Raw genomic sequence first — 26,444 nt, forward strand, 5'->3', positions numbered from 1 at the left:
GCCCAGGAGTCCGGGCGGGCCTGCAGGGCGGTGACGTGGTCGGGCAGCTGGTCGGCGATGACGTCGGCGACGGTGGTGGCCTCGAGCACGTCGCGGAGGCTGGCCCGCACCGCGACCCACACGCGCGTCAGCGGCTCGGCCGGCCCGGGGTAGACGGTGTCCTCCGGCGGCATGCCGCGCACGGCAGCGAGCGGTCCCTCGGTGGCTCGGACGATGTCGGCCAGGGTGATCTCGGCCGGTGGTTTGGTGAGGCGATAGCCGCCGGTGGCGCCCCGCTGGGCGTCGAGCATGCCGGCACGCCGCAGGTCGCCGAGGATGGTCTCCAGGAACTTTCCCGGGATGTCCTGAGCCTCGGCCAGCTGCTGCCGCGTGGCCGAGTCCGGCTGGAGTGACGCGAGCTGAACCACGGCCCGGACGGCGTAGTCGGCGCGAGCGGTGATGTGCACGTTCCCGATCCTGCCACTGCGGGTACGATGGAGCCAGTTACTAGGACGTCCAACTAAATGGAGACCCCATCATGGACGCGCAGGAGATCGAAGCAGGCCGGCGACGCTGGCAGGAGCGGCTCGACGCGGCGGTCGCCGCCGGACAGGTGCGCGACGCCGACTTCACCACGCTGTCCGGCGTCGAGGTCGACCCGGTGTACGGCCCGCCGGCCGGCACCGCCGACCCTCGCTTCGACCGCATCGGCTGGCCCGGCGAGTACCCATTCACCCGCGGCCTGTACGCCACCGGGTACCGCGGGCGTACCTGGACCATCCGCCAGTTCGCCGGGTTCGGCAACGCCTTGCAGACCAACGAGCGCTACAAGATGATCCTGCGCTCCGGAGGCGGCGGATTGTCCGTCGCCTTCGACATGCCTACTCTCATGGGCCGCGACTCCGACGACCCCCGCAGCCTCGGCGAGGTGGGGCACTGCGGCGTCGCCATCGACTCCGCCGCCGACATGGAGGATCTGTTCGCCGGCATTCCGCTGGGCGAGGTCACCACGTCCATGACCATCAGCGGTCCGGCGGTGCCGATCTTCTGCATGTACGTCGTGGCCGCCGAGCGCCAGGGTGTCGCCGTCGGCGACCTCAACGGCACACTGCAGACCGACATCTTCAAGGAGTACATCGCGCAGAAGGAATGGCTGTTCGAGCCCGAGCCGCACCTGCGCCTCATCGGCGACCTGATGGAGTACTGCGTCCAGAGCGTGCCGGCGTACAAGCCGCTGTCGGTCTCGGGCTACCACATCCGCGAGGCCGGCTCGACGGCGGCGCAGGAGCTGGCGTTCACCCTCGCCGACGGGTTCGGCTACGTCGAGCTGGGCCAGTCCCGCGGGCTCGACGTCGACGTGTTCGCGCCCGGGCTCTCGTTCTTCTTCGACGCGCACGTCGACTTCTTCGAGGAGATCGCGAAGTTCCGTGCCGCGCGGCGCATCTGGGCCCGCTGGATGCGCGACGTCTACGGCGCCGCCACCGAGAAGGCGCAGTGGCTGCGTTTCCACACCCAGACCGCGGGCGTGTCGTTGACCGGGCAGCAGCCGTACAACAACGTCGTCCGGACGGCGGTCGAGGCGCTGTCGGCGGTCCTCGGCGGCACGAACTCCCTGCACACCAACGCCTTGGACGAGGTGTTGGCGCTGCCGACGGAGTCCGCGGCCGAGATCGCGCTGCGCACCCAGCAGGTGCTGCTGGAGGAGACCGGCGTCGCCAGCGTCGCCGACCCGCTCGGCGGCTCCTGGTACGTCGAAGCACTCACCGACCGGATGGAGGCCGAGGCCGAGGCGATCTTCGCGCGCATCCGCGAGCTGGGCGACGGCACCTCGATGACCTCGGGCATCCTGCGCGGCATCGAGGACGGCTGGTTCACCGGCGAGATCGCCGACGCGGCCTTCCAGCACCAGCAGCGAATAGAGAAGGGCGACAAGCGCGTCGTCGGTGTCAACGTCCACACCGACACCATCACCGGCGAGCTCGACATCCTGCGCGTGTCCCACGAGGTCGAGCACGAGCAGCGGCGCGTGCTGGCCGCCCGCCGCGCCGAGCGTGACGACGCCGCCGTCCGGGCCGCGCTCGACCGGATGATCGAGGTGGCGCGCACCGACGCCAACGTCATCCCGGCCATGCTCGACGCCGTGCGCGCCGAGGCCACGCTCGGCGAGATCTGCGACGCCCTGCGCGCCGAGTGGGGCGTGTACACCGAGCCCGCCCGCTTCTGATCCCGATCGTCTGCCCCTCCCGTGTCCCAACCGGGCGGGCTGTCTCGTCTCGGGTCCCGAAGACAGGCTTCCGGAAATCGGGAAGGTGATGGGACATGCGGGTGTTCGTGGCAGGCGGGACCGGCGTCATGGGGCGGCGGCTGGTGCCGCAGCTCGTGGCCCGGGGTCACCAGGTGACGGCGACGACGACGAGCCCAGCCAAGGTGGGACAGCTGCAGCAGCTGGGCGCCGACGCCGTCGTGATGGACGGGCCGGACGCGGCGTCGGTCGGCGAGACCGTGGCGGCGGCCCGGCCGGACTCGATCGTGCACCAGATGACGGCGCTCTGCGTGGTGCACGCCGGCGAGCCCGACTTCAAGCACCCCGACCGCTGGGCCGCCACCACCATCCGGCGCGCACCGAGGGGACGGATCACCTGCTGGCTGCCGCCGAGGCGACCGGCGTATCCCACGTCGTCGCGCAGAACAATGCCCAACTGGTTCGGAGACGTCGAGGGCGAATGGTGTCGTCGTGTTGCGCGAGGTGTTCGGATTCGGTTTCTCCGAGGTCGCGGCGGCGGTGGGGCGATCGGAGACGGCGTGCCGCCAGCTCGCGGTGCGGTCGCGGCGCCACATGGACGCCGGGCGCCCTCGGTTCGAGGCGGACCGCGGGGAGCGGGAGGAGCTTGCGGCGCGGTTCTTCGATGCGCTCCGGGAAGGCGACGTCGAGGGCCTGCGGGACCTGCTCGCCGCTGACGTTCAGGTGGTTGGGGACGGCGGCGGCAAGGCGCCGCAGTTCGCCAGGGGCGCCCCGGTGGCGGACGCCTGGGCGATCGCCCGCAGTGCGCAGCAGGCTCGCGAAGGTCCTGGACCGGGTGGACGGCGACTCCCTGGTGGTGATGGCGAGGATCTGTCACCATGCGCACAAGCGTCCGCGCGGACCGGGAGGCATCATGATCGTGCCGATCCTGCTCGTGGCCATGGTGGCCGTCCTGCTCCTGCACGGCTATGTCCTGCGCAAACGCGCCACCCACGACGAGCACGGCATCTTCTTCGACGTGAACGGGTCGCACAACCAGACGTTCGCCAACTCACTGCAGGACTTCGCGCCGTCGCCGCGCAGCCACGGCTTCGACACCAAGCACTGGACCAGCGTCTACTGGGGCTGACCCTCCCGACGCCGACCCGTGTGGCACGCGACGCGGTGATCGGGAGAGGATAGGCCCCATGAGCTCGCAGAGTTTCAGCCGCCCCGGCGCTGTCGACCTGTCCGCGCTGAACGCGGCGCAGCCTCAGCAACAGGGCCGGCCGGCCGCCGGCGCAGGCGGCTTCGTCATCGACGTCACCGAGGCGACGTTCCAGTCCGAGGTCCTCACCCGGTCCATGTCGGTGCCCGTGGTCATCGACTTCTGGGCCACGTGGTGCGAGCCGTGCAAGACGCTGTCGCCAATCCTGGAGCGCCTGGCCGCCGAGTACGAGGGCCGGTTCGTGCTGGCCAAGATCGACGTCGACGCCAACCAGGCCATCGCGCAGGCCGCACAGGTCCAGAGCATCCCCACCATCGTGGCCGTGCTGCGCGGCCAGTTGGTCCCGCTGTTCCAGGGCGCCATCCCCGAGGCCCAGGCCAAGCAGGTCATCGACCAGCTGCTGCAGATGGCGGTCGCGAACGGCGTCGCCGGTCGCGCGGATCCCATCCCGGGCGCCGGCCCGGCGGCCGACGCGGCTGACGCGGCCGACGCCGAGCCGCAGGAAGAGCCGTCCGACCCCCGGTTCGACGCCGCCTACGAGGCCATCAACGCCGGCGACTTCGACAAGGCCGCCGCCGCGTACCAGGCCGTGCTGGCCGAGTCGCCGGCCGACGCCGAGGCCAAGGCCGGCCTGGCCCAGGTCGACCTGCTGCGCCGCACGGCCGGCGTCGACGACGCCGCCGCCCGGGTCCGGGCCGACGCCGAGCCGACCGACGTCGACGCTCAGCTCCTGGTCGCCGACCTCGACGTCGCCACCGGTGACGTCGAGGCCGCGTTCGACCGGCTCATCGGCACCGTCCGGCGCGTCTTCGGCGACGACCGCGAGCGGGTGCGGTCCCGCGTCGTCGAGCTGTTCGAGGTCATCGGACCCGCCGACCCGCGAGTGGCCAAGGCACGGTCCGCGCTGGCCAACGCGCTGTTCTAGCCGCCAGCGTCAGGGCAGCGGCGCCGGGCCGGTGAATACCTCACCGAGCCCGGCGTTCGTCGCGCGCCGGCGAGCCGAACTGCGTCCGCTCCTCGACCTGGCCACGCCTGCCGAGCGTCCATCGGCCGGGCGAGCTTTCGTCGCGCCCGCTGGGTCACCGAGCCGTCACGAGGATTCTGCGCGCCCCACCGGGCTTACAAGCCTGGTGCGGCATGGGTTTTCCTGCTGAACGTGATCAGTACGAAGCGGTGATCCAGTGACCGCGACGCGTCCCCCGAGCAGGCGCGAAGCGGTTGCCCGGATCACGGGTTCGTATCGGCGACTTGACGGGACCGTGTCGAGCGCGATCCAATGGCAAGCACACCTCGGAAACGTTTCCCAGCATCCCACACCCACACGCGGAAACGATTCCGAGCGCCCGGAGTACCCGAGCACCCGAGCACCCGAAGCGCCCGAGCGAAGGAGGTCCAAGGCGCATGACCCAACGGCATCGACCAACGATCCATGAGGTCGCGAAGGTGGCTGGCGTGTCGATCTCCTCGGTGTCGCGGGCCCTGAACGGCAACACGTCCAACGCCGACATGGTGGCCCGGGTCAACGCGGCCGTGCAGGAGGTGGGCTACGTCCCGAGCATGGTGGCGCAGTCGCTGAAGACGCGGCACACGGGGCAGGTCGCGTTCGCGATGGAGGACATCGGAAACGCCGCGTACCTGGAGATGGTGCGGCGCATTCAGCCGACGCTGCGCGAGGTGGGCTACCGGCTGCTGCTGCACAGCACCGGCGCGGACGCCGAGGACGAGCTCGGCGTGCTGGCGAGCCTCAGCCAGAACTACGTCGACGGGCTGATCCTGTGCCCGCTGCGGGTGACGGGCCGACACGTCGAGGCGCTGCGCCACCCGGCGGTGCCGGTGGTCGTCATCGGGCTGCTGCCCGACGACGTTCCCGTCGACAATGTGCGGGCCGACTCCCGCGTCGGGGCGAGGATGGCGGTCGAGCACCTCCACGAGGCCGGCGCCCGGCGCATCGCGTTCATCGACGGCCCACTCGACACCGTGCCGGGCCGGGCTCGTCATGACGGCTACCGGATGGGCCTCGAGGCGTGCGGGCTGAAACCGGACGATCACCTCATCAGGTTCGCCGACTTCCAGTTCGAGGGCGGCCGGCACAGCGCCCGTGACCTGCTCACCCAACACCCGGACGTCGACGCCGTCCTGGGCGCCAACGATCTCATCGCGATGGGCGCCATGCACGCGCTGCGGGAGCTGGGCCGCCACGTACCCGGCGACGTGCGCGTGGTCGGGATGGACGACACCCCGCTCGCCGCCACCAGCTTCCCGCCCATGTCGAGCGTCTCGCTGGGCTCGGCCGACCGCGGCCGCATCGCCGCCGAGCTACTGCTGAGGCGGCTCGACGGCGACGGCTCGCCGCCCGAACGGGTCACCGTCCCGCCGTCGCTGACCATCAGGGAGAGCAGCCGATGAGCGACACCGCCGTCGCCGCGAAGCCGAGGCCGACGCAACGAAAGCCGCAGCAGCGGCGGACCTGGCTGGGCCTGGACCGTGACGGCCTGATGCTCGCCGTCCCGGCGCTGATCCCGGTCGTGCTGTTCAGCCTGTATCCGCTGCTGCGCGGCATCTACCTCGGGTTCACCGATGCCCAGGCCGGGCGCGCCGCCACGACGGAGTTCACCGGCTTCGAGAACTACAGCCAGCTGCTGGGCGACTCGTACTTCTGGGAGTCGTTCCGCATCGGCCTCATCTGGGCCTTCGGCGTCACCATCCTGCAGTTCTTCGCCAGCCTCGGCCTCGCGCTCCTGCTGAACCAGAAGCTGCGGCTGCGCTGGCTGGCCCGCACGTTGGCGCTGGTGCCGTGGGCGATGCCGCCGGTGGTCATCGGCATCATGTGGCGGCTGGTGTACCACCCCAACGCCGGCATCCTCAACAGCGTCCTCAGGGACCTGGGCATCATCGACTCCAACGTCGAGTGGCTCAGCTCGCTGTCGCTGGCGCTACCCGCGGTGATCGTCGTCGGGGTGTGGTCCGGCATGCCGCAGACGACGGTGGTGCTGCTCGCCGGTCTGCAGAGTGTCTCCGAGGAGCTCAAGGAGGCCGCCGCGGTGGACGGGGCGGGCCCCTTGCAGCGCTTCCGCAACGTGACGTGGCCGGCCCTGCGCCCCATCGTGACGGCGATGACGACGCTGGACTTCATCTGGAACTTCAATTCCTTCAGCCTCGTGTACGTCCTCACCGAGGGCGGACCCGGCGGCTCGACGAGGCTGCCCATGCTCTTCGCGTACGAAGAGGCGTTCCGCTACGGCAACTACGGCTACGCGGCCGCCCTGGGCAACGCCATGGTGCTGGTGATCGGCGTGTTCGTCGTGTTCTACCTGCGACGGCGCTACCGGGAGGAGGGTTGAGCATGCGAGGCAGCAGCCGCGTCCTGGCGACACCGTCGAAGTACCTGGCCCTGGCCGTGTACCTGGTGTTCCTGGCCTTCCCGCTGCTCTGGCTGATCTCGACGGCGTTCAAGTCGCCGCAGGAGATGGCGCTGATCGAACCGACGATCATCCCGGAGCACCCGACGCTGGACAACTTCCGGCTCGCCTTCGAGCAGCAGCCGCTGGCGCGCGCCCTGCTCAACACGCTGATCATCGCGGGCGTCTCGGCCCTCGTGACGGTCCTGCTCTCGATACCGGCGGCCTACGTGATGGCCCGCTACCGCTCGGTGGTGAGCCGGATGACCGCGCTCTGGGTGCTGCTGAGCCAGATGTTCCCGTTCATCCTGGTGATCATCCCGCTGTTCCTGCTGCTGCGCGACGCCGGGCTCTACGACACGCAGATCGGGCTGATCATCGTCTACGTCGTCTGGAGCATGCCGTTCGCGCTGTGGATGCTGCGCAGCTACGTCGTGGGGATCCCGGTCGAGCTGGAGGAGGCCGCGGCGATGGACGGCGCCGGCAAGCTGCGCACGCTCAAGGACATCGTGGCGCCGCTGCTGGTCCCGGGCGTGGTCGCCGCGGCGCTGTTCGCGTTCGTCTCGGCGTGGAACGAGTTCCTCTTCGCCCTGGTGCTGCTGCGCACGCCCGAGCTGCAGACCATCTCGCTGACCCTGGTGAAGTTCATCGGGGCCGAGGGGGTGGCCCGGCTCGGCCCGCTGGCGGCCGCCGCTCTCGTCGCCACCATCCCGAGCCTCGTCTTCTTCGCCATCATCCAACGCCGTCTCGTCGGGGGGATGCTCGGCGGCGCGGTGAAGTCCTGACCACATCCAGAACGACCGAAACCACCCCCAGGAGGGATCGTGCGCAGAGCAACGATCGTGTCGGCAGCCGTCTTGAGCGCAGGCCTCGTCCTCGCCGGCTGCGGATCCGGCGACGACGCCGGAACCGGTGACAGCGGCGACGACGGCCCGGTGACGCTGACGTTCCAGAGCCTGGCGTTCCAGCCGGAGTCGATCGCCGCGAACCAGCAGATCATCGAGCAGTGGAACGCCGACAACCCCGACATCCAGGTCGAGTACCTGCAGGGTGACTGGGCGTCGGTGCAGGACCAGCTGGTGACGGCGTTCGAGGGCGGCACCGCTCCGGACCTGATCCACTACGAGTCGTCATACCTGCAGGACTTCGCCGACCGCGGCTGGATCCTCGACATCACCGACCTGGTGCCCGACGAGATGAACGACGACATCCTGGACGGCGCGTGGGAGGCGGTCACCTTCGACGACGCCGTCTACGCGGTGCCGTTCCTGCTGGACGCCCAGGTGATCTTCGCCAACAAGGCGCTGCTCGACGCGGCCGGCATCCCGGTGCCGGCGCCGGACGACCCGTGGACGTGGGACGAGTTCGCCGAGATCTCCAAGCAGCTCACCGACGCCGACACCTACGGGGTCGCGTGGACGCTGAAGGACCCGGCCAACCGCATGCTCAACCTCGCGCTCAACTTCGGCGGCGGGTTCTTCGAGGAGTCCGACGGCGCCAGCACGGCCGTCTTCGGTGACGCGGAGAAGGAGGCGTTCCAGCGCATCCACGACCAGCTGTACGTGGACAAGACCGCCGCCACCGACGCCATCGGCATGGGCGGTTCGGACCCGCTGCCGGCGTTCTTCGCCGGCCAGTACGCGATGCTGCCGAAGGGCATCTGGTTCCGCCAGCAGATCATCGACCAGGCCCCGGAGGACTTCGAGTGGGTGACGATCCCGGCGCTCGAGGGTGACTCCCAGGCCCAGGCCGCGGCACCGCAGACGATCTCGATCGCGGCCGAGTCCGAGCACCCCGAGGAGGCGATGGCGTTCCTCGAGTACATGCTGAACCCGGAGAACCAGGCACTGCTGGCCAAGGGCGACTGGATGATCCCCGCGAGCGAGGCCGCGGCCCAGGACCCGGTGCTGACCGAGACGCCGGACTGGGCCGTCGCGGCCGCCTCCGGCGAGTTCCTCGAGCAGGCTCCGTTCCAGCGCGTGCGCGGCTACGAGGAATGGAAGAACAAGGTCGCCAACCCGTCGATCGAGGAGTACTTCGCGAACTCGATCTCGCTCGACGAGCTGGGCACCAGACTCACCGAGGACGGCAACGAGATCTTGGAGCGGTACAACCGTTGATGAAGGACAGGGCGGAGGGCTGCCTGCTGGGGCTCGCCGTGGGCGACGCCATGGGCGCGCCCGCGGAGAACCTGACGGCCGAGGAGATCGCGGCCAGGTGGGGCACGATCACCGGTTTCCTCACCGACAGCCCGTCCGGCACCGACGACACCGAGTACGCCGCGTTCAGCGCGCTGCTGCTGCTCGAGCACGGGCACGCGCTGACCAGCGACCACGTCGCCGACGCCTGGATCGAGCACCTGGCCGGCCGTGAGGGCGGATTCCCGGGTGCCGGGTTCAGCGAGCTGGGCACCATCGAGAACCTGCGGGCCGGGCTGCGCCCGCCGGCCAGTGGGCGGCACCTGCACTCGTGGAGCGACGGGCTGGCCATGCGGGCCGCGGTGCACGGCATCTACGCCGTCGGCGACCCCGCCGGCGCGGCCCGCCTCGCCACCATCGACGGCGTGGTGAGCCACGACGGCGAGGGCATCCACGCCGGCGTCGCGGTGGCCGCCGCGGTCGCGGTCGCGATGACGGGGACCGCGACGCCACGCGAGATCGGGGCCGCCGCGCTGGCCGCCGTCCCCGCCGACTCGTGGACGGCGCGGTCGCTGCGGGTGGCGCTGGACCGGGCCGGCGACCTGCCCGGCCTGCTGGACGCCGTCGTCGTCCGGGCCTATCCCTGGACCGACCTCGCACCGGAGGCGGTGGCGCTCGCGTTCGCCGCGTTCCTGGCCGCCGACGGCGACCTGCCGCGGTCGGTGACGGGCGCCGTCGCGATGGGCCGCGACGCCGACACCACCGCGGCCATCGCCGGCGCGCTCGCCGGCGCCCACGGTGGGCTGGACGCCGTTCCGGCGGACTGGCGCGCGCAGATCGGGCCGGTCACCGGCCGCTGCCTGGGCGAGGTCGTGGCCGGGCTGCACCCGATCGACCTCGCCGACCGACTCGCCGCGCACATGGAGGCTCCGTCGTGATCGACAGGTTCGGCCGGCGCGTGGGCGCGCTCATCGGGCTGGCCATCGGCGACGCCGTCGGCTGGCCGGCGGTGCGGCACCGGGCCCAGCTGCTGCCGCCGTGGACCCGCAGGCTGCACCGCGAGCTCGACGCGTTCGCCGAGGTTCAGCAGGTGACGACGATGCCGGTGCCGTTCGCGCTGAACCAGCCCACCGCGCCGCTGCGGCTGGGGCCCAGTGACGACGCCGAGTGGGTCGCGTGGACGCTGACCTGGCTGCGTGCCGCCGACGGTCCGATCGGCCGCGACGACGTGCACGCCCGGTGGCGCTCCGCCGTCGCCGACGGCACCCTGCCGCGCGGCCGGATCAGTGTCGCGACGGCGGCCGACACACTGCGCCGCGACGTCGACCCGCCGCGGACCGGGCACGACAACCCGCACCACTTCGACGACGCCGCGGCGGTTCGGGCGGTCGCCGCCGGCATCGTCGCGGCCGACCCCGTGCAGGCCGCGACGCTGGCCGGCTGGGACGCGGAGGTCACGAACGCCGGCGACGGGCTGGCCGCGGCGACGGCCATGGCACAGACGATCAGCCGGCTGGTCGCCGGCGAGTCCGTGACGACGGCGTGGGCGACGGCGGCCGTGTCGCTGCCGGCCGGTGGCCTGCTCGCGGGCACCGTCGCCCAGGCCCTGGAGGCCACCAGGGACGTGCCGTCGCCGGCCGAGGCGGTCCCGCTCCTCGCCGACCTGGTCGACCACGTCTACAGCTACGGCGTGGCGGCCGCCCAGACGATGCCGGTCGCCGTCGCGCTGGCACACGTGACCGAACGCGGCGGTGCCCGGCCGATCGACGCCGTCACCGCCGCCGCCTGCCTGCCCACCCTGGCCGACAGCGCGCCCGCGCTGACCGGGGCGCTGGTCGGCGCCGGGGCCGGCATCACCGCGCTGCCGACGACCTGGATGGAACGATGCCGGCGGCTCGCCGGCTGCTGTGCGCCTGGCCTGGCCGGGACCGACCTGGTCGATCTCGCCACCGGCCTCGACGAAAGGACGATTCGTGACCAGTGACGCACTCGTGGACACCGCGGTCGGGTGCCTGACGGGGGCCGCCGTCGGCGACGCACTCGGCGGCGCGACGGAAGGCTGGTCACCGCAGCAGATCCGGCAACGCTGGGGCGGCTGGGTCGAGGGCATCGTCCCGCCGTACTACGAGGACTGGCGCACCGCACGGCCCATCGCGCCGTACCACAAGGGCGACGGCCACGTCACCGACGACACCCTGATGACGCACCTGATCGTCGAGGTGTACGAGCAGGCCGAAGCGCACCTGACCGCCTACGACGTCGCCGAGCGGCTGGTGCCGCTGATGATCGGGCGGCAGGTCTGGATCCCGGAGTTGGAGACCGAGGCGCTGCCGCTGCAGCGGGTGTTCCTGGCCGAGAAGTACATGGCGCTGCGGCTGCACTGGGGCCACGCCGACCCGCGCGAGGCCGGCGTCGGCAACGCGGTCAACTGTGGCGCGGCCATGTACATCGCCCCGATCGGCATCGTCAACGCCGCCGACCCCGACGGCGCGTACGCCGAGGCCGTCGACGTCGCAGGTGCTCACCAGTCGTCGTACGGGCGCGAGGCCGCCGGTGTGATGGCCGCGTGCGTCGCGGCCGCCGCCAGAGCGGGTGCCACCGTCGACGACGTGCTCGGCGTGGCGGTGCGGCTGGCCAAGGACGGCACCAAGGCCGGTATCGAGGCGGTGCTCGAGACGGCGGCGTCGATCGGGCACTGGACCGAGGCGGTGGAGTCGGGCAAGCTGCGCGCCGCCGTGGCGCCGTACGACACCGTCGGCGACGACTACCGCGACCAAGGTCTCGGCGCCCGCCGGCCCAGCCGGCTGCACACGATCGAGGAGCTGCCGATCGCGTTGGCGATGCTGGCCATCGCGGGCGGAGACTGGCGGGAGGCGGTGCTCGGCGGCGTCAACTACGGCCGCGACTCCGACTCCATCGCCTCCATGGCCGGTGCCATCGCGGGGGCGATGGGGGGCCGGGCCGCGGTGCCGGCCGACCTGGTGACGGCGGTCGCCGAGGCCAGCCGGGTCGACCTGGTCGGCCCGGGGGAGCGGCTGGCGGCCGTGACGGCGCGGGTGCGGGCCGCGGACCGGGACCGGCGCGCGGCGGTGGACGAGGGGTTCGGGGGACTGACGTGAGACTGACCTGGGTGCAGCCGGAGGATCTGGTCGGGCACGCGCTGGCGCAGGCCGGCGAGGACGGCGTCGACGTCGCCGACCTGCGGGCGCGGTGGATCGAGGCGGGCGGCGACCCGGCGCCGGCGGTCACCGGAGCGTCCGGCCGGGCGGCGTCACCGGCGCTGCGGGCCCTGGCCGGGGACGTGCTCGACGAGATCGACGCGCGGCCGTCGCGGTACGACGAGACCGAGCCGACCGACCTCGACGCGATCACGGACCTGACCGGTGCCGCCCCGCGCCGGGCCGCCGGTCCGCCGGCCCTCGACCGGGTGCACGGCGCCTGGCTGGGCCGGGCCGCCGGCTGCCTGCTCGGCAAGCCGGTGGAGAAGATCCCCCGGCGGGGCATCCGCGAGATCCTCGAGGCTACCGGCCGCTGGCCGCTCGCCGACTGGTTCACCGCGCGCGGCCTGCCCGACGACGTCGCCGCCCGGTGGCCGTGGAACCGGCGCAGCGCCACCACCAGCCTGGCCGAGAACATCGACGGGATGCCTGAGGACGACGACCTCAACTTCCCCATGCTCAACCTCGCGTTGCTGGAGGAGTACGGGGCCGAGTTCACCACCGAGGACGTCGCGCAGCGGTGGCTGGCGGAGCTTCCTGCCGGACGGGTGTTCACCGCCGAGCGGGTGGCGTACCGCAACCTGCTCCTCGGCCGTTTGCCGCCGCTGACCGCGCGGGTGCGCAACCCGTTCCGCGACTGGATCGGCGCGCAGATCCGCGGCGACGTGTTCGGCTGGGTCCGCCCCGGCGACCCCGCCGGGGCGGCCGCGCTGGCCTGGCGCGACGCCGTCCTCAGCCACACCCGCAACGGCGTCTACGGCGAGATGTTCGTGGCCGCGATGTGCTCGGCGGCGCTGGTGTCTTCCTCAGCGGACGACGTGCTCGACGCCGGGCTGTCGGTGGTGCCGACGGCGTCCCGGTACGCCGACGCGGTCCGGTTCGGGCGCGCGGCGGCGGCCGGGGAGGGCGACTGGGAGTCCGTCGTCGACAAGATCGAGGACGCGTACGGCCACCTGCACTGGGTGCACGTGCTGAACAACACCGCACTGGTGGCCGCCGCGCTGGTGCACGGCGGCGGCGATTTCGAGCGCACCGTGACCGCCGTCGTCGCCGGCGGCTGGGACACCGACTCCAACGGCGCCACCGCCGGCTCCGTCGCCGGCGCGCTGACCGGTGCCGCCGATCTTCCCGCGCGGTGGATCGAGCCGCTGCGCAACCGGGTCACCACCACTCTCAGCGGCTTCGACCGCGTCGGCTTCGACGAGCTCGCCCGCCGCACCATCGACGTCGCGGAGGCACTGGCATGATCGCGATCCTGGGCAGCGCCAACATGGACCTGGTCGTCACGGTCGAGCGGGCCCCCGGCCGCGGCGAGACCGTCACCGGCCGCACGTTCGTCACCGTCCCCGGCGGCAAGGGCGCCAACCAGGCGCTCGCCGCCGCCCGGGCCGGCGGGCAGGTGGCGTTCCTCGGCGCCGTCGGCGGCGACGAGTTCGGGCGCGGCATCACCGACCTGCTCACCGGCGCGGGCATCGACGTCTCCGGCCTGACGGTGAGCGACCAGCCCACCGGTACCGCCCACATCACCGTCGACGCAAGCGGCGACAACTCCATCGTCGTGGTGCCCGGCGCGAACGGCACGGTGACCGCGCTGACCGACGCGCACCGGGCCGGGATCGACGCCGCCGACCTGCTGCTGCTCCAGCTCGAGCTGCCGTTGGGGCTGGTCGTCGAGGCGGCGCGGTACGCGCGCTCGCGCGGCGTACGGGTGGTGCTGACCCCGGCGCCGGCGGTGCCGCTGCCGGTGGAGCTGCTGGACGCCGTCGACGTGTTGGTGCCGAACGAGCACGAGGCCGCGCTGCTCGCCGGGGTCGACGACCCGGTCGCGGCGGCCCGGAACCTCGCGGGCCGCGGCGGCGACGTCGTCGTCACCCTCGGGTCGCAGGGTGCGCTCTGGCTGCACGACGGCGGCGAGTGGCCGGTGCCCGCGTTCCCCGTCCAGGCCGTGGACACCACGGCGGCCGGTGACACCTTCGTCGGAGTGCTCGCCGTCGGCCTGGCCGAGGGCGTGGAGTGGGCGGAGGCGCTGCGGCGGGCAGCCGCGGCGGCCGCGCTGTCGGTGCAACGGCCCGGCGCGTCGTCGTCGATGCCGCACCGCGCCGAGATCGACGCGTTCCTCGCGAAGGCCGCGGCATGATGGCGCCCGGCACCTTCGGCGGGCCGCTGACCGGACTGCGGGTCGTCGACGCCGCGACACTGTTCGCGGGGCCGATCGCGGCCATGCACCTCGGTGACCTGGGCGCCGACGTCGTCAAGGTGGAGCACCCGCGCCGGCCGGACCCGGCCCGCGGCCACGGCCCGGCCAAGGACGGGCACAACCTGTGGTGGAAGACGCTGGGCCGCAACAAGCGGACCATGACGCTCGACCTGTCGCAGGAGCGTGGCCAGGAGGTGTTCCGGCGCTTGGCCGGCCAGGCCGACGTCGTCATCGAGAACTTCCGCCCCGACACGCTGGAACGGTGGAATCTCGGCTACGACCGGCTGTCGGCGCAGAACCCCGGGCTGATCCTGGCCCGGGTCACCGGGTTCGGTCAGGTCGGGCCGTACCGGCGGCGGCCCGGGTTCGGGACCCTCGCCGAGGCGATGAGCGGGTTCGCCGCGATGACCGGCGAGCCGGACGGGCCGCCGACGCTGCCGCCGTTCGGGCTCGCCGACGGCATCACGGCGCTGGCCACCGCGTTCGCCGTCACGTCGGCGCTGCACGCGCGCTCGGCCAGTGGGGTGGGGCAGGTGGTCGACCTCGCCATCATCGAGCCGATGCTGTCGGTGCTGGGGCCGCAGATCACCCGCTGGGACCAGTTGGGCACGGTGCAGCCGCGCACCGGCAACCGGTCGGCCAACAACGCTCCGCGCAACACCTATCGCACCGCCGACGACCGCTGGGTCGCGGTGTCGACCAGCTCGCAGAGCATCGCCGAGCGGGTGATGCGGCTGGTCGGGTGGCCGGAGGTGGTGGCCGAGCCGTGGTTCGCCACCGGCGCCGGCCGCGCGGAACACGTCGAGGAGCTGGACGCCGCCGTCGGCGCCTGGGTGGCCGCGCGCACCCGCGACGAGGTGGTGGACGCGTTCGAGAAGGCCGAGGCGGCGGTCGCGCCGGTGTACGACGCGTCCGACATCGCGGCCGACCCCCAGCTCGCCGCGCTGGGCACGGTGCTGGAGATGCCGGACGACGACCTCGGGTCGGTCGCGATGCAGAACGTGGTGTTCCGGCTGTCCGGCACGCCGGGCGCGGTGCGGTGGCCGGGCCGGGCGCACGGCGCCGACACCGACGAGGTGCTCGGTGAGCTGGGGTACGAGGCGTCGGAGATCGCGGCGCTGCGTGCGGACGGTGTCGTGTGAGTCCCCTCGTGCTGACGCTGCTCTACGTGCCGGCCGACCGCGTCGGCCGGGCCCGGAAGGCGCTGGCCTCGCCGGCCGGCGTCGTCATCCTCGACCTGGAGGACGCGGTGGCGCCGGCGGCGAAGGACGCCGCGCGCGAGGCCGTGCCGTCCCTGGTCGCCGAGGCGCCGGGCCGGGCGGTCCAGGTGCGGGTGAACGCGGCGGCGACGCCCTGGGGCGCGGACGACCTCGCGATGGTGGCCGGGCTTCCGGCCGCGGTGTCGGTGCGGGTGCCGAAGGTGGAGACCGCCGCGGACGTGGCGGCCGTGCGCGAGGTGGTCGGGGAGCGGGACGTCCACGTCCTGATCGAGACCGCGGCCGGAGTCGAGGCGGCGTACCTGGTCGCGTCGGCCCCCGGCGTGGCCTCGATCGGACTGGGGGAGGCCGACCTCGCCTCCGACCTGGGTGTCGTCGACGGCGACGGGCTCGCGTGGTGCCGGCAGCGGCTGGTGGTCGCGGCCCGCGCGGCCGGGCTGCCGCCTCCGGCGATGGCGGTGTGGACAGACCTGGCCGACGCCGACGGGCTCGCGGCGTCCTGCCGGGACGGGCGGCGCCTGGGCTTCGTCGGCCGGGCCGCGATCCACCCCGAGCAGCTCGCCGTCATCGAGGCGGCGTTCCGCCCGTCCGCCGACGAGGTCGCGCGGGCGAACGAGGTCGTAGCTGCCGTCGACGCCGCCGCGCGCGCCGGCTCGGGGACGGCGGTGCTGCCCGGCGGGCGCTTCGTCGACGTCGCCATGGTCGAGCAGGCCCGGCGCGTGCTCGACCTCGCCGCTCGTCCCGGGCACCCGGGGTAGCGTTGCGGGCGTGACCACCCACATCGTGGCGCGGCTGCGCGCGGCGGGCTGCGTCTTCGCCGAGGACGAGGCGAGGCTGATCCTCGACACGGCCCGCACGCCGGCCGAGGTGGAGGCGATGGTCGAGCAGCGGGCCGGCGGGCTGCCCCTGGAACACGTCCTGGGCTGGGCGGAGTTCTGCGGGCTGCGCATCCAGGTCGACCCCGGCGTGTTCGTGCCGCGGCACCGCAGCGAGCTCCTGGTCGCGGCGGCGCGACGCCGGGTCCGGCCGGGTGCTGTCGTGGTCGACCTGTGCTGCGGGACCGGCGCGATCGGCCTGGCGGTGGTGAACGGGGTCGACGGGGTCGAGCTGCACGCCGCGGACGTCGACCCGGCCGCCGTCGCGTGCGCCCGCCGCAACGTCGAACCCGTCGGCGGGCGGGCGCACCTCGGCGACCTCGACGCTGCACTGCCGCCGACGCTGCGCGGGCGCGTCGACGTCCTGGTGGCCAGCCCGCCGTACGTGCCGACGACGGCGATCGGCCTGATGCCGGCGGAGGCGCGGGTCCACGAGCCGCGGCAGGCGCTGGACGGTGGTGCCGACGGGCTGGACCTGGTGCGCCGGCTGGCCACGGCCGCACCGGTCTGGCTGAGGGCCGGCGGAGTCCTGGTCCTCGAACTGAGCGAGGGGCAGGCGGCCGCGGCCGCGACGGCCGTCGAAGCGGCCGGGCTGACCGCCGCCGTCGAGCACGACGACGAGGGTGACGCGACCGTCGTCGTCGGCCGGTCGACCGCCGATGTTCAGCGCGGCCAGCCGGCCGCCAGCGCCGCGGCGGCGGCCGAGGCACGCGACACCGCGGCCTCCACCGCGTCGTCCCCGGTGCCCCAGGTGCCGTCGAGCAACAGCGACGCGTAGCCCTGCGTCGCCGCGGCCACCAGTTCGTCACGGTCGGAGAAATGGCGGTACGGAGCCGCCGACGTGACGCCGACCCGCCGGCTCGCCTCGGCGATGGAGAACCCGTGGATGCCCTGCTCGGCGATGAGCGCCACGGCCTCGTCGATCATGGCGTCGCGCAGGCCGCCATGGTGGCAGGTCTTCCTGGTCCGTTCCGGCACGGTGATCAGCCTGAGGTTCCTACCTGGAGAGGAAGCGCACGCCGGTCAGCTCCTCCGACGCCGTGCAGAGCCGTCCGGCGGTCGCCAGGTCGTGCGACTGCGGGCTGGTGGAGACGACGCGGGGCGCACCGCGCGACTGTGCGACGCCGGACGGGCCGATGCACTCGCCGCCGACCGCCGGCCCGGTCGCGGTCAGGTTCGACCTCGCCACGCCCGGGTGACAGGCGACGGAGAGGCGTGTGTGCCTCAGCAGGCTTGCATGCCTGGTGGAGCGTGCGCAGTCCTGGGGATGGGCTCGGCGAGCCGCAGCGATCCGCCACCCGCCTTCGCCCCGTCCGGCGAGCACGCGGCACGCGGGCGGTACGCATATGTGCTCATTGCAGGGGGCGGCGCGAAAGCTGCTCCGCCGAGCGCGGCGGGCGGCGGGGCGCGCGGCCGGCGAACAGCCCTCTGGCGGAGCAGCGCGCCGGCGGGATGGCCTTACTGCCAGAGGGCGTTGGCGACCTGCGGGAACAGGCCCTCGGGGTGCGAGCGGTACAGGGGCTCGGTGCCGAACAGGGTGACGTCCGCGCCGTCGGCGACGCCGCTCACGACGACGGGCTGGCCGGCGGCGGCCTCTTGTCCGATCCAGTGTCCGGCGAGGAAGAACCCCTCGTCGCCGAGACGCTGGTCGACGCGGACGCCGTCGCCCAGGGCGGTGAAGTGGCGCGGTTCGCTGACGAACGACGACGGCAGAGCGCCGCCGGTCACCGGCGAGGCCGGGTCGTTGACCACGGCCACGATGCCGTTCGCGTCGCTGCGCGCCGGCACGGCGGTGACCGGCAGCAGCCCGGCGAGCTCGTTGAACGTGACGCCGTCCTCGCCGCGTGCGACGATCGTGCCGCCGGCCGCGCGCCAGGCCGCGAACGCCTCCTGTTGCGTGCTGTCCAGCTGCACGGGGTTGAACCCCCTGGTCGAGACGTAGAGCGCGTCGAAGTCGTCGAACGCGTACTCGCCGGTGTTGAACCCGGCGGCGTTGATGTCGGTGGTGGGGAAGCCCATCCGGGCCAAGGCGTGCAGCTCGCCGGCCGGTGCGCTCGTCCCGACCAGGCGCACGTCGACGGGGACCGCCCCACGCACGTCCGACGCCCTGAGCGCGGTGAAGGCGATGCCGTAGGTTGCCGCCGCGTCCTGCACAAGACCGCGCGCCGACCCCGGCACCGTGAATGTCCCGTCGCCCGTTCGCCGCACCGGCACCCCCGACGCGACGAACGCGTTCACCGCCTGGATGCCGGCCAACGTGTCGCCGCTGAAGCCGTAGTGAGCGGGCCGGCCGGGCGCCACCCAGCCCGTCGGCGCCACCGACTCCAGCGGTGACAGTGCCCGCACGTCCAGCGAGCCACCAGCCGGCACCGTCGCCACCGGCGCGCCCCACAGGTGCCCCTGGCTCCACGCGGAGATGTCGTACATGGTTGGGAAGTTCGTGGTCACGTCGCGGCCGACGTCGAGGATCGTGTTGGCCAGGCCGCGCTTGGACTGGTGCAGGTCCACGACGTACGAGCCGGCGGGATAGACCTCGCCGCCGGCGGTGAACGGCCGCCGCGCCTGATGCACCTCGACGTCGTTGTCGAGAAGGAACTGCGCCAGTCGCGCGGCGGCCGCGTCTCCGCGCCGCTCGGCCGGGATGACGTAGGCCCGCGGGTAGTCCTGCAGGAACGTCTTCCCGTTCTCACCGAGGGCCAGCGACAGCGCCAGCTCGTCGTCGATCGGCCGCGACGCCTCACCGGCGTCGCCGCGCCGGAAGATCTCCAGCTGGTCGGCGAGCAGGCTCATCCGGTTCTCGTGCGCCCAGGCGAAGTTCGCCTCGATGGTGGCCCGGGCGACGGCGGTGTTGATGCGGGTGTACTCGTGCCGGATCGCCGGGTCCGGCTCGTCGCGCGGGTTGTGCGGGATCTCGACGGTGTGCCCGACGGCGCCGTGGTACATCGCGTACATCGGCGTGAAGATCGGCGGCCAGTCGTCCCAGCCGTCGGTCTGGTTGCGGAACGGGATGTTGACCTCCGTGACGCTCGGCTCGCCGAGTGCCAGCACCGCCGCCTCCATGGCCAGCCCGTTGCGGATGGCCTGCCGGATGTAGAGGTCGTACTCGTAGTTCTCGCCGTGCGGCCCGGTGGTCGGCTCGATCAGAGTCGTTCCGGTGTAGCCGTGCTCGTCCAGCATGGTCAGCGGGTCGTAGCGGATGAGCTGGTCGCGGACGGCGCGCGACTCCGGCTGCGATGCGGTGATGTAGTCGCGGTTGATGTCGAAGCCGTTGCCGTTGGCGCGGGTCCCAGCGATCCGCCCGTCCGGGTTGTTCGTCACGACCATCGCGATGACGTGCTGGTCGAGCAGCTCGGCGACCTCGGGGTCGTACGAGAACGCCAGGTCGTCCAAGACCTGCAGGGTCGCGTCGGTGCCCTCCCACTCGTTGCCGTGGATGTTGCTGTTGACGAACAGCGGCGACTTCCAGTCGTCGTACTCGCCGGCCTCGAACGCGGCGATGGCGGCGACGGGGTCGTCGGTGCGCAGGTCGGACAGCCGCTGCCACTCCGCCCACTCCGCGTCGGTCATCGGCGAAGTGACGACGACGAGGTGCAGGTCGCGGCCGAGGGCGGACTGACCGATGATCTCGACGCTGACCCGCTCGCTCTCCTGCAGCGCCCGCAGCGCCGGCGGGATCGCGTGGTACGGCGTCAGGTTCATCGGGATGGAGGCGTCGTCCGGGTTGACGGGCACGTCCTCGATGACGTCGTCATGGGGCTGGCCGGGCAGGTCGGCCGCGGTGACGGAGAAGGGCGTCGGCAGGCCCTCCGCTGACGGCGCACCGGTCCCGGCGTCGGCCGGCGGCGACGTCGCCGGCCGAGACCGATCCTCGGGGGCGCGCACCGCCGGCTGGAGCGTGCCAACGCCGGCGGACGGGCCGCTAGAGGGGTCGGCGACGGGATCGGCGGTGGCGCCGAGCGCCGTCGTCACCGTGACCATCACACCCGCGATGCCGGCGACGGGCAGCGTGCGAGTCCACATGGCGACTCCCTCGTTGATCGCGGGCTGCGCGGGTGCTGATCATCCTGGCGTCTCCGGGCCGGCCGTGACAAGAGTTGCCGGCGATCACGATCCGTCCGATATGCGGCACAGCGAGCCGCCCGTTTCGGGATGACTTTCCGTGACAAAATCGAGCGACTTGCCGTCATCGGCTTCCAATCGGGGTGAACCCGGCCATAGGTTACGGTTCGACCCGCCCGATCGGCGGGGCTTGTCATGCCTTTCGACTTCATGAGGAGCGTCGATGACACGACCATCGAGAGCACCCGGCAGGCGGGCCGTCATCCGGCGCGCCGGCTTGGCGGCCACGGCCGGGATCGCGCTGACGACCGGGACGCTGGTCTCGCTCACCGCCGTCTCCGCCGATCCGGCAGCCGACGGGTACCTCGGCTCGGCCGCGGAGCTCGCCGGTGCCCCGGCCGCCGACGGCGAGCTGGTGCCGTCGCCGACCGGTTCCTGGTTCGTCGAGCTCACCAGTGAGCCGGTGGCCGAGGGCGGCACCCGTGCGGCGGCGCGGCGCCAGCAGGACCGGCTCCTCGCCGAGGCCGCGACGCTCGATGCCGACCTCGACGTCCGCTACCGCTACGACCGGCTGTGGAACGGACTGTCCGTCACCGCATCGCAGGCCGACATCGCGCGCATCGCCGGCTCCCGCGAGGTGACCGCCGTCTACCCGGTGGTCGCCGTCGAGGCGCCCGACCCGGCACAGACCGTGCCGGCCATGGACTCCGCGCTCGGCATGACCGGCGCCGACATCGCGCAGAGCGAGCTGGGCCTGACCGGCGAGGGCCTCCAGGTCGGCATCATCGACACCGGCATCGACATCGATCACCCGGACCTCGGCGGCGACGGCGAGCCCGGCGGCACGGTGTTCCCGACCGACCGGGTCGTCGCCGGCCACGACTTCGTCGGCGACCACTACAACGCCGACGACACCTCGGCCGCCTATCAGCCGACACCGCAGCCCGACGACAACCCGGACGACTGCAACGGACACGGCAGTCACGTCGCCGGGATCGTCGGCGCGAACGGCGACAGCGCCACCGGCGGCGTGCTCGGTGTCGCTCCCGGCGTGGAGTTCGGCGCGTACCGCGTCTTCGGCTGCGGCGGCTCGACGACCTCCGACATCATCCTCGCCGCGCTGGAGCGCGCGCACGCCGATGGCATGGACGTCGTGAACATGAGCCTCGGCGCCGGCTTCGTCACCTGGCCGGAGTACCCGACCGCCGTCGCCAGCGACGCGCTGGCCGACGCCGGCATCGTCGTGGTGGCCTCCATCGGCAACAACGGCGCCTCCGGCACCTGGTCCGCCGGTGCCCCGGGCGTGGGCGACAAGGTCATCGGTGTCGCGTCGTTCGACAACACCGAGTACGACGCCCAGATGTTCACCGCGTCGCCGGACGACCGCGAGTTCGGGTACAGCCCGGCCGCGGCCGCGCCGGACGTGCCGACCGAGGGCAGCCTGCCGATGTCGCGCACCGGCACCCCGGCCGCGACCGCCGACGCGTGCACCGCGACCGGGCCGCTGCCGGACCTCACCGCAACCGCGGCCCTGATCGAGCGCGGCACCTGCTCGTTCTACGAGAAGGCGATCAACGCGCAGAACGCCGGCGCCGCGGCCGTCGTCCTCTACAACAACGTCGCCGGCGCCTTCGCCCCGACGGTCGCGCCGACGACCCCGGCCGACCCCCCGGTCACCATCCCCGTCGTCGCGGTCTCGCAGGCCGACGGCCTCGAGCTGGACAGCCGCATCGCGGCCGGCACCACCACGCTGACGTGGACGGACGAGACGACCACCGTCGAGAACGTCACCGGCGGGCTGATCTCGTCGTTCAGCTCTTACGGAATGGCCGCCGACCTGACGCTCAAGCCGGACCTCGGCGCACCTGGCGGGCTGATCCGGTCGACCTACCCGCTGGAGAGCGACGGCTACGCCGTCATCTCCGGCACCTCCATGGCGTCGCCGCACGTGGCCGGCGCGGTCGCGCTGTTGCTGGAAGCCCACCCGGAGCTCGAGGTGGGCGAGGTGCGCGACGTGCTGCAGAACCACGCCGATCCCGCCGACTGGTCGCTCGTCCCGGACCAGGGCTACGTCGAGCCGGCGCTCCGTCAGGGCGCGGGCATGCTCGACGTCGACGCCGCCATCCTGGCCGAGACCGCGGTCACGCCGGGCAAGGTGTCGCTCGGGGAGAGCGAGACCGGCCCCGCGACGCGCACGCTCACGCTCACCAACGCCGGCGACGCCGACGTCACCTACGAGTTATCGCACATCGACACCGTCAGCACCGGCGACGCGCCGAACAACCCCGGCTTCTACCTGGGCGGGGCCACCGTCGACTTCGGCGCGTCCTCCGTCACGGTGCCGGCCGGCGGCGAGGCGTCGCTGGAGGTCACGGTCACCGCACCGGACGAGCCGGCTCTCGGCCAGTACGGCGGCTACCTCGTGCTGACCCCGGCCGACGGCGAGCCGCTGCGGGTGCCGTACGCCGGCTTCATCGGCGACTACCAGGACCTGCCGATCCTGACCGACGCCGGGTTCGGGCTGCCGGGCCTCGGCGACGTCACCGCGTGCGACCGGTACGTCGGCGTCGACTGCACCATGGGAGGCGAGTACGCGCTGCTGCCCGACGGCGCGACGTTCACGATGACGGAGGGCGACTACCCGGTGATCATCGCGCACCTGGAGCACCAGGCGCAGAACGTCTCGGTGCAGCTGTTCCACGCCAGGGCCGACGGCACGGCCGGGCGTCCGTACGCCGGCAGCCTCAACACCGTCCTGTCCGAGGACTTCGTCGGCCGCAGCGGCGCGGCGACGGCGTTCACGCCCTACGTCTGGGACGGCACCCGGCCGCGCGGCACCGGAACCGACCGGCGGGTCGAAGTGCCCGACGGCCGCTACGTCCTGCGGTTGACGGCCACCGCGCCGCTGGGCGACCCGTCGAACCCCGACCACGTGGAGACCTGGGACTCGCCGGTCATCACGGTTGACCGCGACGGCTGACGTCGTCTGGTTGATCGAGAGGGCGCCGCTACCCCGCCACGGGTACCGGCGCCCTGTCGATCACGCGTCAGAGGTGCAGTCGGATCTCCACGCCGGCCGGCGCGGCATCGGCGATCTTGCGGCCACGGATCAGCCGCAGCACATATGCGGACACCGACATCCTCTCGGCGGCGGCTCGGGTGCGCAGCACGGCGTGGGTGTCGTCCGGGACGTCACGGACCTAGAGGCTGCGCGTGCTCATCGATCGATGCTGGCACTCTGCTATCAGTCATCGCAGGATGCGACACCGGTCAGCCGGGGCGGAGCCAGAGGGTGCCCAAGGGCGGCAGGCGCAGCCGGGCCGACGCGGGCCGGCCGTGCCAGGGCTCGTCGACGGCGCTGACGGTGCCGAGGTTGCCCACGTCGGAGCCGCCGTAGACGCCGGCATCGGTGTTGATCAGCTCCTGCCACCGCCCGGCGACGGGAAGGCCGAGCCGGTACCCCTCGTGGGGAAGCGCGGAGAAGTTGGCCACGCACACCAGCACCTCGTCGTCCGGGCCGTGGCGCAGGAACGAGAAGACGTTGCCGGCGGCATCATTGGCGTCGATCCACTCGAAGCCGGCCGGGTCGGCGTCGCGGGCCCAGAGCTGCGGCGCGTCGCGGTAGGCGCGGTTGAGGTCGGCCACCAGCCGCCGCAGGCCGGCGTGGTCGGGGCGGTCGAGCAGGTGCCACTCGAGCTCGCGGGACTCCGCCCACTCCGACTCCTGGCCGAACTCGCCACCCATGAACAGCACCTGCTTGCCCGGGTGCGCCCACATGAATGCGTAGAACGCGCGCAGGTTGGCCAGCTGTTGCCAGTGGTCGCCGGGCATCTTGCGCAGCAGCGAGCCCTTGCCGTGCACGACCTCGTCGTGCGACAGCGGCAGCACGAAGTTCTCGCTGAACGCGTACATCATCGAGAACGTCATCTGGTGATGGTGGTACTGCCGGTGGATGGGGTCTCGCGACAGGTAGCTGAGGGAGTCGTGCATCCAGCCCATGTTCCACTTCAGCCCGAAGCCCAACCCGCCCAGATGGGTCGGCCGGGTGACGCCGGGCCAGGCCGTGGACTCCTCGGCGATGGTGACGATGCCCGGCACGGAGCGGTACGCCGTCGCGTTGGTCTCCTGCAGGAACGCGATGGCGTCGAGGTTCTCGCGACCGCCGTGGACGTTGGGCAGCCACGTGCCGTCCGGCCGGGAGTAATCGAGGTAGAGCATCGAGGCGACGGCGTCGACCCGCAGGCCGTCGATGTGGTACTCGGTCAGCCAGAACAGCGCGTTGGCGACCAGGAAGTTGCGCACCTCGGGCCGGCCGAAGTCGAAGACGTACGTGCCCCAGTCCGGATGCTCGCCGCGGCGCGGATCGGCGTGCTCGTAGAGCGGGGTGCCGTCGAACCGGGCCAGCGCCCAGTCGTCGCGCGGGAAGTGTGCCGGGACCCAGTCCAGGATCACCCCGATTCCGGCCCGGTGCAGGGTGTCGACCAGGAACTTGAAGTCGTCGGGGGTGCCGAACCGGGCGGTCGGCGCGTAGTACGACGTCACCTGGTAGCCCCACGAGCCGCCGAACGGGTGCTCGGCCACCGGCAGCAACTCGACGTGGGTGAAGCCGAGGTCGGTGACGTAGTCGGCCAGCTCCACGGCGGCCTGGCGGTAGGAGCGTCCGCGCCGCCACGAGCCCAGGTGCACCTCGTACACCGACATCGGCGTGTCATGGGCCGACCGGGGCCGCCCGGCCAGCCAGACGTCGTCGTTCCACACGTAGTGCGACCGGTGCACGATCGATGCCCGCGCCGGCGGCACCTCGGTGCGGAACGCCATCGGGTCGGCCTTGTCGCGCCACACCCCGTCCGCGCCGCGCACCTTGTACTTGTACAACGCGCCGTCGCCGGCCTCGGGAACGAAGGCTGCCCAGATGCCGCCACTCAGCCGCGTCATCGGGTTGGCGCCGCCGTTCCAGCCGTTGAAGTCGCCTGCCACCTCGACCGCGCGGGCACTCGGCGCCCAGACGGTGAATGCCGTTCCTTCGACGCCGTCGATGCTGGTCACGTGCGCGCCGAGGACGTCCCAGAGGCGCTCGTGCCGGCCCTCACCGATGAGGTGGAGGTCGACCTCGCCCAGCAGTTGCTGCGCATCGATCATTCCGACGAGCTTAGCTGTCGAAGGGCTGTGGTCGGTGGTGGGTGTCGCGGATCTCCGGAGGGCCATCGAGGCGCCGGTAGCGCAGCAGCAGCACGCCTTTCGCGAACGCCTTCGGCGGTTCGGCCAGCGCGAACCTGGTGGGTGCTGTGCCGTCGGGGAAGATCTTCTTGCCCTGCCCGATCACGACCGGACACATCCACAGGTTCACCTGGTCGACCAGGCCTTCGCGGAACAGGGTCTGCAGCAGGTTCCCGCTGCCCCAGGTGTGGATCTGCCGATGGCGCTCGCGCAGTTCGGGCACCTGGGTGGCCGCGTCGGAGATCTGGGTGCTGGTATCCCAGGACAGCTCCGGCGTGCCGCGGGAGGCGACGTATTTGGGGACCCGGTCGAAGGCCCGCCCGATCTCGTCGGGCTGGCCCGGCCAGTAGGCGCGGAAGATGTCGTACGTCGTGCGACCCAGCAGGAGCGCGTCGGATACCCGGACGTCCGCGTTCACCTGTTCGCCGGACCCCGGATCCCAGAACGGGCGCTCCCAGCCGGCGTACTCGAAGTCTCTGTCCTGCTCGGTGGGTCCACCGTTGGCCTGGATCACGCCGTCGAGCGTGACGTTCATGTTGACGTGCAGCTCACCCATGTCCCCGTCTCCTCGTCGTTCTCGTCCGTTCGGATCGTCTCCGCGGTCAGCATCCGATCGGCGCTTGGGACCCACTCGACGAGATCGTAGTCTCGGCTCGGCTCGGCTCGGCCGGCTTCGGGTGCGGCGCCAGGACGATGT

22 protein-coding genes and 3 pseudogenes are annotated in these 26,444 nt (G+C 72.5%); 18 read left to right on the plus strand and 7 right to left on the minus strand.

Features of this window, described 5'->3' with window-relative positions; translation table 11 throughout:
* The coding region (locus E1269_RS25460; protein WP_131899865.1) for an RrF2 family transcriptional regulator at positions 1–446 on the minus strand (446 nt) is incomplete at its 3' end.
* Between the two features lie 71 nt (positions 447–517).
* Between E1269_RS25460 and E1269_RS25465 the strand changes: the two genes are divergently transcribed.
* From E1269_RS25465 to E1269_RS25540, 17 genes and pseudogenes are all read left to right on the plus strand, one after another.
* Complete coding sequence (locus tag E1269_RS25465; protein ID WP_131899867.1) at positions 518–2,203, plus strand: coenzyme B12-dependent isobutyryl-CoA mutase large subunit; 1,686 nt, start codon at positions 518–520, stop codon at positions 2,201–2,203.
* A 128-nt stretch (positions 2,204–2,331) separates the two neighbouring features.
* A pseudogene (locus E1269_RS34390) lies at positions 2,332–2,457 on the plus strand (NAD(P)-dependent oxidoreductase); the annotation flags it as partial.
* 250 nt (positions 2,458–2,707) lie between these two features.
* Positions 2,708–3,004 (plus strand): annotated as a pseudogene (locus tag E1269_RS34395) (RNA polymerase subunit sigma-24); the annotation flags it as partial.
* Between the two features lie 130 nt (positions 3,005–3,134).
* Positions 3,135–3,350: a hypothetical protein gene (locus tag E1269_RS32500; RefSeq protein WP_162606627.1), complete on the plus strand. Its 216-nt coding sequence runs from the start codon at positions 3,135–3,137 to the stop codon at positions 3,348–3,350.
* 58 nt (positions 3,351–3,408) lie between these two features.
* Positions 3,409–4,353: a thioredoxin gene (trxA, locus tag E1269_RS25480; protein ID WP_131899869.1), complete on the plus strand. Its 945-nt coding sequence runs from the start codon at positions 3,409–3,411 to the stop codon at positions 4,351–4,353.
* 476 nt (positions 4,354–4,829) lie between these two features.
* The gene (locus E1269_RS25485; RefSeq protein ID WP_131899871.1) at positions 4,830–5,834 is read left to right on the plus strand and encodes a LacI family DNA-binding transcriptional regulator; all 1,005 of its coding nucleotides are present in this window, start codon (positions 4,830–4,832) and stop codon (positions 5,832–5,834) included.
* Entirely contained in the window at positions 5,831–6,769 is a 939-nt protein-coding gene (locus E1269_RS25490) for a carbohydrate ABC transporter permease (RefSeq protein ID WP_131899873.1), read from the plus strand. Before E1269_RS25485 ends, E1269_RS25490 begins: the two co-directional genes overlap by 4 nt.
* 2 nt (positions 6,770–6,771) lie before the next feature.
* Positions 6,772–7,611, plus strand: a complete 840-nt coding sequence (locus tag E1269_RS25495) for a carbohydrate ABC transporter permease (protein ID WP_131899875.1) — start codon at positions 6,772–6,774, stop codon at positions 7,609–7,611.
* A gap of 39 nt (positions 7,612–7,650) precedes the next feature.
* On the plus strand, positions 7,651–8,946 hold the full coding sequence (locus E1269_RS25500; protein WP_203434066.1) for an ABC transporter substrate-binding protein: 1,296 nt from the start codon (positions 7,651–7,653) through the stop codon (positions 8,944–8,946).
* Positions 8,946–9,902 (plus strand): ADP-ribosylglycohydrolase family protein, encoded by a 957-nt coding sequence (locus E1269_RS25505; RefSeq protein ID WP_131899879.1) that lies wholly within the window; start codon positions 8,946–8,948, stop codon positions 9,900–9,902. Before E1269_RS25500 ends, E1269_RS25505 begins: the two co-directional genes overlap by 1 nt.
* Complete coding sequence (locus E1269_RS25510; RefSeq protein WP_203434067.1) at positions 9,899–10,948, plus strand: ADP-ribosylglycohydrolase family protein; 1,050 nt, start codon at positions 9,899–9,901, stop codon at positions 10,946–10,948. Before E1269_RS25505 ends, E1269_RS25510 begins: the two co-directional genes overlap by 4 nt.
* Entirely contained in the window at positions 10,938–12,083 is a 1,146-nt protein-coding gene (locus tag E1269_RS25515) for an ADP-ribosylglycohydrolase family protein (protein ID WP_131899881.1), read from the plus strand. The genes E1269_RS25510 and E1269_RS25515 overlap by 11 nt, the downstream gene beginning before the upstream one ends.
* Complete coding sequence (locus tag E1269_RS25520) at positions 12,080–13,429, plus strand: ADP-ribosylglycohydrolase family protein (protein ID WP_131899883.1); 1,350 nt, start codon at positions 12,080–12,082, stop codon at positions 13,427–13,429. The genes E1269_RS25515 and E1269_RS25520 overlap by 4 nt, the downstream gene beginning before the upstream one ends.
* Positions 13,426–14,319: a ribokinase gene (rbsK, locus tag E1269_RS25525; RefSeq protein WP_131899885.1), complete on the plus strand. Its 894-nt coding sequence runs from the start codon at positions 13,426–13,428 to the stop codon at positions 14,317–14,319. Before E1269_RS25520 ends, rbsK begins: the two co-directional genes overlap by 4 nt.
* Entirely contained in the window at positions 14,316–15,521 is a 1,206-nt protein-coding gene (locus tag E1269_RS25530) for a CaiB/BaiF CoA transferase family protein (protein ID WP_131899887.1), read from the plus strand. The genes rbsK and E1269_RS25530 overlap by 4 nt, the downstream gene beginning before the upstream one ends.
* Positions 15,518–16,354, plus strand: coding sequence for an HpcH/HpaI aldolase/citrate lyase family protein (locus E1269_RS25535; RefSeq protein ID WP_131899889.1), 837 nt, complete (start codon positions 15,518–15,520; stop codon positions 16,352–16,354). The genes E1269_RS25530 and E1269_RS25535 overlap by 4 nt, the downstream gene beginning before the upstream one ends.
* Positions 16,355–16,364: 10 nt before the next feature.
* Complete coding sequence (locus tag E1269_RS25540; protein WP_131899891.1) at positions 16,365–17,249, plus strand: putative protein N(5)-glutamine methyltransferase; 885 nt, start codon at positions 16,365–16,367, stop codon at positions 17,247–17,249.
* Here the strand turns inward: E1269_RS25540 and E1269_RS25545 are convergent.
* From E1269_RS25545 to E1269_RS25555, 3 genes are all read right to left on the minus strand, one after another.
* Positions 17,135–17,449, minus strand: a complete 315-nt coding sequence (locus E1269_RS25545; protein WP_203434068.1) for a TetR/AcrR family transcriptional regulator — start codon at positions 17,447–17,449, stop codon at positions 17,135–17,137. The genes E1269_RS25540 and E1269_RS25545 overlap by 115 nt on opposite strands.
* Positions 17,450–17,468: 19 nt before the next feature.
* Positions 17,469–17,660, minus strand: a complete 192-nt coding sequence (locus tag E1269_RS25550) for a hypothetical protein (RefSeq protein WP_131899893.1) — start codon at positions 17,658–17,660, stop codon at positions 17,469–17,471.
* A gap of 269 nt (positions 17,661–17,929) precedes the next feature.
* Positions 17,930–20,491, minus strand: coding sequence for a M14 family zinc carboxypeptidase (locus E1269_RS25555; RefSeq protein WP_131899895.1), 2,562 nt, complete (start codon positions 20,489–20,491; stop codon positions 17,930–17,932).
* Positions 20,492–20,753: 262 nt separating this feature from the next.
* Here E1269_RS25555 and E1269_RS33930 point away from each other — a divergent pair, with 262 nt between their 5' ends.
* The gene (locus E1269_RS33930) at positions 20,754–23,510 is read left to right on the plus strand and encodes a S8 family serine peptidase (RefSeq protein WP_131899897.1); all 2,757 of its coding nucleotides are present in this window, start codon (positions 20,754–20,756) and stop codon (positions 23,508–23,510) included.
* Between the two features lie 67 nt (positions 23,511–23,577).
* On the opposite strand, the pseudogene E1269_RS33935 reads toward E1269_RS33930, so the two are convergent.
* From E1269_RS33935 to E1269_RS25570, 3 genes and pseudogenes are all read right to left on the minus strand, one after another.
* A pseudogene (locus E1269_RS33935) lies at positions 23,578–23,718 on the minus strand (hypothetical protein); the annotation flags it as partial.
* An 82-nt stretch (positions 23,719–23,800) separates the two neighbouring features.
* Positions 23,801–25,669, minus strand: coding sequence for a 1,4-alpha-glucan branching protein GlgB (gene glgB / locus E1269_RS25565; protein WP_239001026.1), 1,869 nt, complete (start codon positions 25,667–25,669; stop codon positions 23,801–23,803).
* A 10-nt stretch (positions 25,670–25,679) separates the two neighbouring features.
* Positions 25,680–26,303, minus strand: a complete 624-nt coding sequence (locus tag E1269_RS25570; protein WP_131899901.1) for a dihydrofolate reductase family protein — start codon at positions 26,301–26,303, stop codon at positions 25,680–25,682.
* Positions 26,304–26,444: the final 141 nt, after the last annotated feature.

This window comes from Jiangella asiatica, assembly GCF_004349065.1.
Taxonomy (GTDB): Bacteria; Actinomycetota; Actinomycetes; order Jiangellales; family Jiangellaceae; genus Jiangella; species Jiangella asiatica.

What these genes read in the sequence shown, in the direction of transcription:
- trxA (WP_131899869.1), top strand. Translation starts at nt 3,409, where the DNA reads ATGAGCTCGCAGAGTTTCAGCCGCCCCGGCGCTGTCGACCTGTCCGCG.
- E1269_RS25495 (WP_131899875.1), top strand. Translation starts at nt 6,772, where the DNA reads ATGCGAGGCAGCAGCCGCGTCCTGGCGACACCGTCGAAGTACCTGGCC.
- rbsK (WP_131899885.1), top strand. Translation starts at nt 13,426, where the DNA reads ATGATCGCGATCCTGGGCAGCGCCAACATGGACCTGGTCGTCACGGTC.
- E1269_RS25505 (WP_131899879.1), top strand. Translation starts at nt 8,946, where the DNA reads ATGAAGGACAGGGCGGAGGGCTGCCTGCTGGGGCTCGCCGTGGGCGAC.
- E1269_RS25465 (WP_131899867.1), top strand. Translation starts at nt 518, where the DNA reads ATGGACGCGCAGGAGATCGAAGCAGGCCGGCGACGCTGGCAGGAGCGG.
- E1269_RS33930 (WP_131899897.1), top strand. Translation starts at nt 20,754, where the DNA reads ATGACACGACCATCGAGAGCACCCGGCAGGCGGGCCGTCATCCGGCGC.
- E1269_RS25570 (WP_131899901.1), bottom strand. Translation starts at nt 26,303, where the DNA reads ATGGGTGAGCTGCACGTCAACATGAACGTCACGCTCGACGGCGTGATC.
- E1269_RS25485 (WP_131899871.1), top strand. Translation starts at nt 4,830, where the DNA reads ATGACCCAACGGCATCGACCAACGATCCATGAGGTCGCGAAGGTGGCT.
- E1269_RS25530 (WP_131899887.1), top strand. Translation starts at nt 14,316, where the DNA reads ATGATGGCGCCCGGCACCTTCGGCGGGCCGCTGACCGGACTGCGGGTC.
- E1269_RS32500 (WP_162606627.1), top strand. Translation starts at nt 3,135, where the DNA reads ATGATCGTGCCGATCCTGCTCGTGGCCATGGTGGCCGTCCTGCTCCTG.
- E1269_RS25490 (WP_131899873.1), top strand. Translation starts at nt 5,831, where the DNA reads ATGAGCGACACCGCCGTCGCCGCGAAGCCGAGGCCGACGCAACGAAAG.
- glgB (WP_239001026.1), bottom strand. Translation starts at nt 25,669, where the DNA reads ATGATCGATGCGCAGCAACTGCTGGGCGAGGTCGACCTCCACCTCATC.
- E1269_RS25555 (WP_131899895.1), bottom strand. Translation starts at nt 20,491, where the DNA reads ATGTGGACTCGCACGCTGCCCGTCGCCGGCATCGCGGGTGTGATGGTC.